Origin of the sequence: Citrobacter sp. Awk 4 (assembly GCF_028069725.1) — a bacterium.
Lineage (GTDB): Bacteria > Pseudomonadota > Gammaproteobacteria > Enterobacterales > Enterobacteriaceae > Citrobacter_D.
Window position 1 is genome coordinate 105,551 of the sequence record NZ_JANEWG010000011.1, and the last position, 8,365, is coordinate 113,915.

Here is an 8,365-nt window from a genome sequence, read left to right on the forward strand (position 1 = left end):
TTATTTCTCACTGTCCACTAAACCGCGTACGAAGGCACGCTGCATCACTAAAACAACCACCACCGGTGGAATAAGCGTTAATAACATCGCCGCCATCACATGGTTCCACTGGGTCGTGCCTTCGCCGGTGGCGATCATTCCCTTAATGCCCGCCACGGCGGTACCAAGATCAACATCGGTGATAATCAGCAGCGGCCACAGATACTGGTTCCAGCCGTAGATAAAGGTGATCACGAACAGCGCCGCAAGATTGGTTTTCGACAACGGGAAGACGATGTCGCGAAAGAAGCGCATCGGCGAAGCGCCGTCGATGCGCGCCGCCTCCACCAGCTCATCCGGTAACGTCATAAAAAACTGGCGAAACAGAAAGGTCGCGGTGGCCGACGCCATCAGCGGCAGCGTCAGACCGGCATAGCTGTCGAGCATTTTCAGGTTGGCGATCACTTCCACCGTCGGGAAAATACGGACTTCAACCGGCAGCATCAGGGTGATAAAGATCATCCAGAAGAACAGGTTACGCAGCGGAAAACGGAACCAGACGATGGCGAACGCCGAGAGCATCGAGACCGTGATTTTACCCACCGTGATACTGAACGCCATCACAAAGCTGTTGAGCATCATCCGCCAGAACGGCGCGCTGTTAACGCCGACCCCGTTGATCCAGATAGTGTGCATATTTTCCAGCAGATGCCTGCCGGGGATCAGCGTCATCGGCGCGGCAAACACCGCCTGGTCATCCAGCGTCGCCGCCACAAAAGCGACGTACAGTGGGAAGAGGATCACCATGATCCCCAGAATCAACATGGTATGGCTGAATATGGTCAGCCACGGACGGTTCTCAATCATTGATAGCGCACCTTACTTTCAACATAGCGGAACTGCACCACGGTCAGCACAATGACGAGGAACATCAGCACCACCGACTGTGCGGCGGAGGCCGAGAGATCCAGCCCGGTAAAACCTTCACGGTAGATCTTATAGATCAGCGTCGTCGTCGCCTGCACCGGTCCACCGGCGGTGGCCGCGTCGATCACCGGGAACGTGTCGAAGAAGGCGTACACCAAATTGACCACCAACAGGAAGAAACTCACTGGCGCAATCAGCGGCAGGGCAAGCTTAAAGAAACGGCGAATCGGGCCAGCGCCATCAATAGCCGCCGCTTCAATCAGCGAACGGGGAATGGATTGCAGCGCGGCATAGAAGAACAGGAAGTTGTAACTAATCTGCTTCCAGACAGAGGCGAACACCACAAGGAACATTGCCTGTCCGCTGTATTGCGCGTGGTTCCAGTCGTAACCAAACTCAGCAAGAAAATGGGTGATCAGTCCGCGACCGGGGTTAAACAGGAAGATCCACAGCACGGCGGCCACCGCGGGCGCAACAGCATAAGGCAGCAACATCAGCGTTTGATAGATACGGCTACCGCGCACGATGTACTCCACCAGTGCCGCGAAGAACAACGAGACCAGCAGGCCGCTGACGGTGACCAGAGTGCTGAATTTTATCGTCGTCCAGAAAGAGTCGAGGTAGTAGCTGTCATGAAACAGCGCGACGAAGTTCTCCAGTCCTACGAACCGGCTGGAGAAACCAAACGGATCAACGCTTTGCAGGGAATACCACAGCGCTTCACCCGCAGGCCAGATAAAGAAAATAAGGGTGATAACCAACTGCGGAGCGACCAGCAAATAGGGTAACCAACGCGAGCGGAACACCGGACGGGATGAGGACATTGAGGTTTGATTCCTGAACAGCGCCGGATAGCGCTACGCTTATCCGGCCTACGCGCATTTCCAGGCCGGGTAAGGCGAAGCCGCCACCCGGCATTTCACATTACGATTTAGTCGATTGTTCAAAACGACGTAGCAGCTGATTCCCGCGCTCAACGGCGGAGTCCAGCGCTTGCTGAGGGGTTTTCTTGCCGGTCCACACGCTTTCCAGCTCTTCATCCACAATGGTGCGGATTTGCGGCATATTGCCCAGACGCAGCCCTTTGGTGAACGGCAATGGCGGTTTGTTCAGCATCTGGCGCGTCGCGATATCTGAGCCGGGGTTCTTGTCGTAGTATCCCTGCTCGCGGGTCAGGTCATACGCTGCGGTGGTGATCGGCAGATAGCCGGTCTTCTGGTGCCACTCAGCCGCATTTTCCGGCTGCGCCAGGAAGTTGAGGAATTTCGCTACACCGGCATAAGTCTCTTTGTCTTTACCCTGCATCACCCACAGGCTCGCCCCGCCAATAATGGCGTTTTGCGGCGCGCCTTTTACGTCTGCGTCGTAGGGCATCATGCCGACGCCGTAATTGAATTTGGCATATTGGCGGATGTTGGCAAGCGACCCGGAGGAGGCCGTCGTAATGGCGCAATCCCCGTTGTAGAACTTCTCGGTGGACTCATCTTTGCGACCCACATAGCTGAAATCGCCCTTCTTGTTCATCTCCTGCAGCAGCGCAATATGTTTCACCTGCTCCGGCTTGTTGAACTCCAGCACCGCATCCGCGCCGTCAAAGCCATTGTTTTTGGTCGCAAAGGGCAAACCGTTCCAGGCGCTGAAGTTTTCCAGTTGGATCCAACCCTGCCAGCCGCTGGCGTAGCCACACTTCATGCCAGCCGCTTTCAGCTTCTCGGTGTACGCCGCCAGATCCTGCCAGGTTTTCGGCGGCTGCTCCGGATCTAAGCCCGCTTTTTTGAAGGCATCTTTGTTGTAGTAGAGCACCGGAGTCGAGCTGTTGAACGGCTGTGAAAGGAGGTGCCCGCTTTTACCATCGGTGTAGTAACCGGACACTGTCGGTACAAACTGCGTTTCATCAAAGCTAATGCCCGCATCTTTAAACACTTCATAGACCGGTTTAATCGCTTTCGACGCCATCATGGTGGCGGTGCCGACTTCATAGACCTGCAAAATCGCCGGAGCGTTGCCGGTACGGAATGCCGCAATACCTGCACTCAGGTTCTGTTCGTAGTTGCCCTTGTAGACGGGCACCACTTTGTAATCCGGGTTGGCAGCATTGAAACGTTGCGCCAGAGAATCAACTTCTTTACCTAACTCACCTTCCATTGAGTGCCAGAACGGAATAGAGGTCACTGCCAGTGCCTGGCCAGCCAATGCCAGGCTGAGCGCCAGTCCTAAGGCTGTATGTCGTAACGGTTTCATTGATTATCTCTCTTGTTGTTTCGAATGCGCGATTTCACGCGTTTTATGTTCGCGGAAGTAACATGACATGCTCGAATTACAAAAAAATAACGTTTTGATTACAAAAAAAAGATAGTAAGACGTCAGTGGGATGGCAAGACGATGAAGGCACGGTGACAGGAAAATGGGAGCTGAGGCACGTATAAGTCAAATAAAAAGCCGGGTGGTGACATCACCTTACCCGGCCAGGGATTCAGGACATCGCGGTATTACCCGCCCAGATAGGCGCTTCTTACCGCTTCATTCGCCAGCAACGCATCGCCGGTATCGGAAAGCACCACATGACCGTTTTCGAGCACATAACCGCGATCGGCAAGCTTCAGCGCCTGGTTGGCGTTCTGCTCAACGAGGAAGATGGTCATCCCCTGCTCGCGCAGTTGTTCGATGGTGTCGAAGATTTGCTGAATGATGATTGGCGCAAGCCCCAGCGACGGTTCATCCAGCAGCAGCAGGCGCGGATTGCTCATCAGCGCACGACCAATCGCCAGCATCTGCTGTTCACCGCCGGACATGGTGCCCGCACGCTGAATGCGACGCTCATGTAAACGGGGGAACAGTTCGTACACCCATTTGATGCGCTGCTGGAACTGGTCGCGTTCGGCAAAGAAACCGCCCATCGCCAGGTTCTCCTCGACGGTCATGCGTGAGAAGACACGACGCCCTTCCGGGACAATCGCCACCGCTTCCCGCATGATTTTCGCCGTCTGCCAGTCGGTAATATCTTTGCCATCAAACACCACCCGCCCGCTGGTCGCCCGCGGATCGCCGCACAGCGTCCCCAGCAAAGTGGTTTTCCCTGCGCCGTTCGCGCCAATCAGGGTGACGATTTCACCCTGATTAATGTGCAGGCTCACCTCGTGCAACGCCTGAATTTTGCCGTAGTGGGCGCTGACTTTGTCAAAAGACAACATGACTTTTTCCATCTTATGCCTCACCAAGGTATGCGCGGATCACGTCCGGGTTGTTTCGAATTTGCTCCGGCGTCCCGTGCGCCAGCGGCGTTCCCTGATTCACCACATAAATGCGATCAGAGATGCCCATCACCAGCTTCATATCATGTTCAATCAGCAAAATCGTGGTGTTGTGATGGTTACGCAGTTCGGCAATCAGCTCGTCCAGTTCTTTGGTCTCTTTCGGGTTTAAGCCCGCCGCCGGTTCGTCAAGCATCAGGATCTCCGGTTGCGTCACCATGCAGCGAGCGATCTCCAGACGACGCTGATCGCCATACGCCAGGTTACTGGCCTGGCGGTTCGCGTGCTCCAGCAAACCGATACGCTCCAGCCAGCTCGCCGCACGATCCAGCGCTTCGCTCTGGGCGCGGCGGAAAGATGGCGTTTTGAACAACCCCGAAAAAACGCCGGTTTTCAGCTGTTGATGTTGCGCCACCAGCAGGTTTTCAATCACCGTCATTTCACGGAACAGACGCACATGCTGGAAGGTACGCACCACGCCCATACGAGCAATTTGCTGTCCCGGCAGCCCTTCCAGATGCTGGTCACGTAAGGTGATCGTGCCGCCCGTGGGTTTATAAAAACCGGTCAGACAGTTAAAGACCGTGGTTTTGCCCGCACCGTTCGGACCAATCAGAGAGACGATTTCCTGCGGGTGCAGCTCCAGGTTGACGTTATTCACCGCCAGCAAACCGCCGAAGCGCATCATCAGGCCGTTAACAGATAATAATGGCTGACTCATGCCTGCTCTCCTTTCGGTTGCCCGTTTTTCAGCTTCAACTGTGGACGGGTCATCGGCAGCAGGCCCTGCGGACGCCAGATCATCATCAGTACCATCAAGCCACCCAGCATCAACATGCTGTATTCGTTGAAGTCACGCATCAGCTCGCGCGAAACCACCAGCAGAATCGCCGCCAGAATCACCGCAAACTGCGACCCCATCCCACCCAGAACCACAATCGCCAGCACAAACGCCGATTCGGCAAACGTGAACGACTCCGGACTGACAAAGCCCTGGCGCGCGGCGAACAACGTTCCGGCAAAACCAGCAAACGCGGCGCTGATGGTAAAGGCCGTCAACTTGATGCGCGTCGGGTTTAACCCCAGCGAACGGCAGGCGATTTCATCTTCGCGCAGCGCTTCCCATGCGCGGCCCAGCGGCATACGCAGCAGACGGTTAATCACAAACAGGGAGAACACCACCAGCAACAGCGCCACCAGGTAGAGCCAAATCACGCGGTCGGACGGGTCATACTTCATGCCGAAGAAGTTACTGAAGGTGTCCCAGCCGCCTTCACGGGCGGTGCGACTGAACTCCAGGCCAAAGAAGGTCGGTTTCGGGATCTGGCTGATCCCGTTCGGGCCACCGGTCACTTCGGTGTTATTAAGCAGCAGGATACGGACGATTTCGCCGAAGCCTAACGTCACAATCGCCAGATAGTCACCGCGCAGACGCAGCACCGGGAAACCGAGCAGGAAGCCCGCCGCCGCAGAAACCAGCCCCGCCAGCGGCAGACAGGTCCAGAAGCCGAGGCCGTAATAGTGGTTCAGCAGTGCGAAGGTGTAAGCGCCGATAGCATAAAAACCGCCATAGCCCAGCACCAACAGACCGGAAAGCCCCACTACGACGTTCAGCCCGAGACCGAGGATGATATAAATCATGGTCAGGGTGGCGATATCGACCGTCCCGCGCGACACCATAAACGGCCACGCCACGGCGATAACCAGCAATGCCACAAGGAACAGCTTCTGCTTGGCGGTTGAACCGTCAATCGCCGGCAGAATGAATTTCGGCCCGGAGACGCTCTTCAGGCTCTTCTGGAATGTCGGGCGCAGCATCTGGAAGAAAAAGACCACCGCCGTGCCGATGAACACCCACTGCCAGCGGATATCACCTGCGGTGTCTACCACCAGCTTAGTGCCATCCAGCTCTAACTGGACGCCCATAAAAACGCTCGCCAGCACGAAGAACATCGCGGCAGAGAGCAGCGCCATCGCAAAATGCATCGGTTTCATACTTTCTCTACCTCCGGACGACCCAGAATGCCGGTTGGCATCACTAACAGCACCAGAATCAGCAGGGCAAACGACACCACATCTTTGTATTCAGTGCTCAGGTAGGCAGAAGAGAGCGCCTCGGCAACGCCAAGGATCAGGCCGCCGATCATCGCGCCAGGAATGCTGCCGATACCGCCCAGTACCGCCGCGGTGAAGGCTTTCATCCCGGCCATAAAGCCGATGTACGGGTTGATGACGCCGTAAAATTGTCCGAGCAGTACACCCGCGACCGCCGCCATCGCTGCGCCGATCACAAAGGTCAGCGCAATCACACGGTCGGTATTGATCCCTAGCAGACTCGCCATTTTCAGGTCTTCTGCACAGGCGCGGCAGGCGCGGCCCATACGGGAATAACGAATGAACAGCGTCAATGCCAACATCGCCACGAAGGTGACAATCCAGATAACCAGTTGCATGGTGGTGATACTGGCAGAGAAGTTCTCGCTGGACCCGACAACCCACTGACCGTTGAACAGGCTTGGCAGCGCCACGTCGCGCGACCCTTCGGTCAGACTGACGTAGTTTTGCAGGAAGATAGACATCCCGATGGCGGAAATCAGCGCAATCAGGCGCTTGGAGTTGCGCACGGGCCGGTAGGCCACCCGCTCAATACTCCAGCCATAGGCGCTGGCGATCACAATGGCGCCAACAAACCCGGCGGCCACCAGCAGCCAGCTGGTATCAATGCCCATCATCATTAGCGCGGCAATGATCATAAAAGAGACGTAACTGCCGATCATGTACACCTCGCCGTGGGCGAAGTTGATCATGCCGATAATGCCGTACACCATCGTGTAACCGATAGCGATCAGCGCATAGGTGCTTCCCAGCGTGACGCCGTTAAACATCTGCTGCAGAAAATAGAGAAACTGCTCGGACATAAGACTACCTTTCTCATGCCGCCCGGCAACGCCGGGCGGTGGGATAATTATTTGGCTACCGAGGAAGACCCGTCGGCGTGCCACTGGAAGACACCAAATTCAAATCCCTTTAGATCGCCTTTTTCGTCCCATTTCAGCGGCCCAATCACGGTATCAGCCCCGTGTGCTTTCAGATCTTTCACCAAATCCAGCGGCTCTTTGCTGCCGCTACGCTCCAGGGCCGTCGCCAGTGACTGAACCGCAGCGTAGGTGATCCACACGTACGGACCCGTAGGATCTTTCTTCTCCGCTTTCAGCGCAGCGACGATAGCGTTGTTTGTCGGGTCCTGGTCATAGCGTTTTGGCATCGTCACCAGCATGCCTTCGCCCGCCTCACCCGCGATGTTAGACAATGACGCATTGCCCACGCCTTCCGGTCCCATAAATTGCGTTTTCAGGCCGACAGCACGCGCCTGGCGCAGCATCTGGCCCATTTCCGGGTAGTAACCGCCGTAATAGACGAAGTCGATGTTGTCTTTTTGCAGACGCGCAATCAGCGCAGAGAAATCTTTCTCGCCGGCCGTGATCCCGTCAAAGAAGACAATATTGGCGTTGCCCGCTTTCAGGCCATCCTGCACCGAACGCGCCAGCCCTTCGCCGTATTGCTGCTTATCGTGAATGATGGCAATACGCTGCGGCTTCACGGTTTCAAGAATGTATTTGGCGGCAGTCGGCCCCTGAGAAGAGTCCAGCCCCGCCGTACGCATGATGTGTTCATAGCCGCGCTGCGTCAGCTCCGGGTTCGTCGCCCCTGGGGTGATCATCAGAATGCCTTCTTCTTCATAGATGTCAGACGCAGGCTGAGTGGAAGAAGAACACAGGTGGCCAATAACATACTGAATGCCGTCGTTGACGATCTTATTCGCCACCGCCACGGCCTGTTTCGGATCGCAGGCATCGTCATACTCAACGCCGACCAGCTTGTCGCCTTTGATGCCGCCTTTGGCATTGATGTCTTTAATGGCCTGACGCGCACCATTAAATTCCATGTCTCCCCATTGCGCCACCGGTCCGGACATCGCCCCGACGACCGCCACTTTAATATCCTCAGCCATTGCTGCATGCGATATCGCTAATGCAATAACCCCTGCGATGACCGTTTTCGCATTCCGTTTCATTTCTGAGAATCCCCATTTGTGATGTGATTTATATTTTGTATTTATATGGTCAAAAAGCAGTCTGTGCTTTTTTTGAACTTCGCTACTTTTATCAATCCCATTAATGGTTTAGCGATGTATTTTAAGAAAATGC

At 55.6% G+C, this 8,365-nt stretch carries 8 protein-coding genes; all 8 read right to left on the reverse strand.

The window, feature by feature from the left end; all coding sequences use genetic code 11:
- Positions 1 to 846 carry a sn-glycerol-3-phosphate ABC transporter permease UgpE gene (ugpE, locus tag NNO04_RS06875; protein WP_271444038.1) on the reverse strand — a complete coding sequence of 282 codons (846 nt, stop codon included), beginning with the start codon at positions 844 to 846 and terminating at the stop codon, positions 1 to 3.
- Positions 843 to 1,730 (reverse strand): sn-glycerol-3-phosphate ABC transporter permease UgpA, encoded by an 888-nt coding sequence (ugpA, locus tag NNO04_RS06880; RefSeq protein ID WP_203359696.1) that lies wholly within the window; start codon positions 1,728 to 1,730, stop codon positions 843 to 845. The genes ugpE and ugpA overlap by 4 nt, the downstream gene beginning before the upstream one ends.
- Positions 1,731 to 1,830: 100 nt before the next feature.
- The gene (ugpB, locus tag NNO04_RS06885) at positions 1,831 to 3,147 is read right to left on the reverse strand and encodes a sn-glycerol-3-phosphate ABC transporter substrate-binding protein UgpB (RefSeq protein ID WP_271444039.1); all 1,317 of its coding nucleotides are present in this window, start codon (positions 3,145 to 3,147) and stop codon (positions 1,831 to 1,833) included.
- A gap of 248 nt (positions 3,148 to 3,395) precedes the next feature.
- The gene (gene livF / locus NNO04_RS06890; protein ID WP_192614237.1) at positions 3,396 to 4,109 is read right to left on the reverse strand and encodes a high-affinity branched-chain amino acid ABC transporter ATP-binding protein LivF; all 714 of its coding nucleotides are present in this window, start codon (positions 4,107 to 4,109) and stop codon (positions 3,396 to 3,398) included.
- 1 nt (position 4,110) lies between these two features.
- Entirely contained in the window at positions 4,111 to 4,878 is a 768-nt protein-coding gene (gene livG, locus NNO04_RS06895; RefSeq protein WP_192614236.1) for a high-affinity branched-chain amino acid ABC transporter ATP-binding protein LivG, read from the reverse strand.
- Positions 4,875 to 6,152: a branched chain amino acid ABC transporter permease LivM gene (gene livM, locus NNO04_RS06900; RefSeq protein ID WP_271444040.1), complete on the reverse strand. Its 1,278-nt coding sequence runs from the start codon at positions 6,150 to 6,152 to the stop codon at positions 4,875 to 4,877. The genes livG and livM overlap by 4 nt, the downstream gene beginning before the upstream one ends.
- Positions 6,149 to 7,075 carry a high-affinity branched-chain amino acid ABC transporter permease LivH gene (gene livH, locus NNO04_RS06905; RefSeq protein ID WP_271444041.1) on the reverse strand — a complete coding sequence of 309 codons (927 nt, stop codon included), beginning with the start codon at positions 7,073 to 7,075 and terminating at the stop codon, positions 6,149 to 6,151. Before livH ends, livM begins: the two co-directional genes overlap by 4 nt.
- 47 nt (positions 7,076 to 7,122) lie before the next feature.
- Positions 7,123 to 8,232: a high-affinity branched-chain amino acid ABC transporter substrate-binding protein LivK gene (gene livK, locus NNO04_RS06910; protein ID WP_271444042.1), complete on the reverse strand. Its 1,110-nt coding sequence runs from the start codon at positions 8,230 to 8,232 to the stop codon at positions 7,123 to 7,125.
- Positions 8,233 to 8,365: the final 133 nt, after the last annotated feature.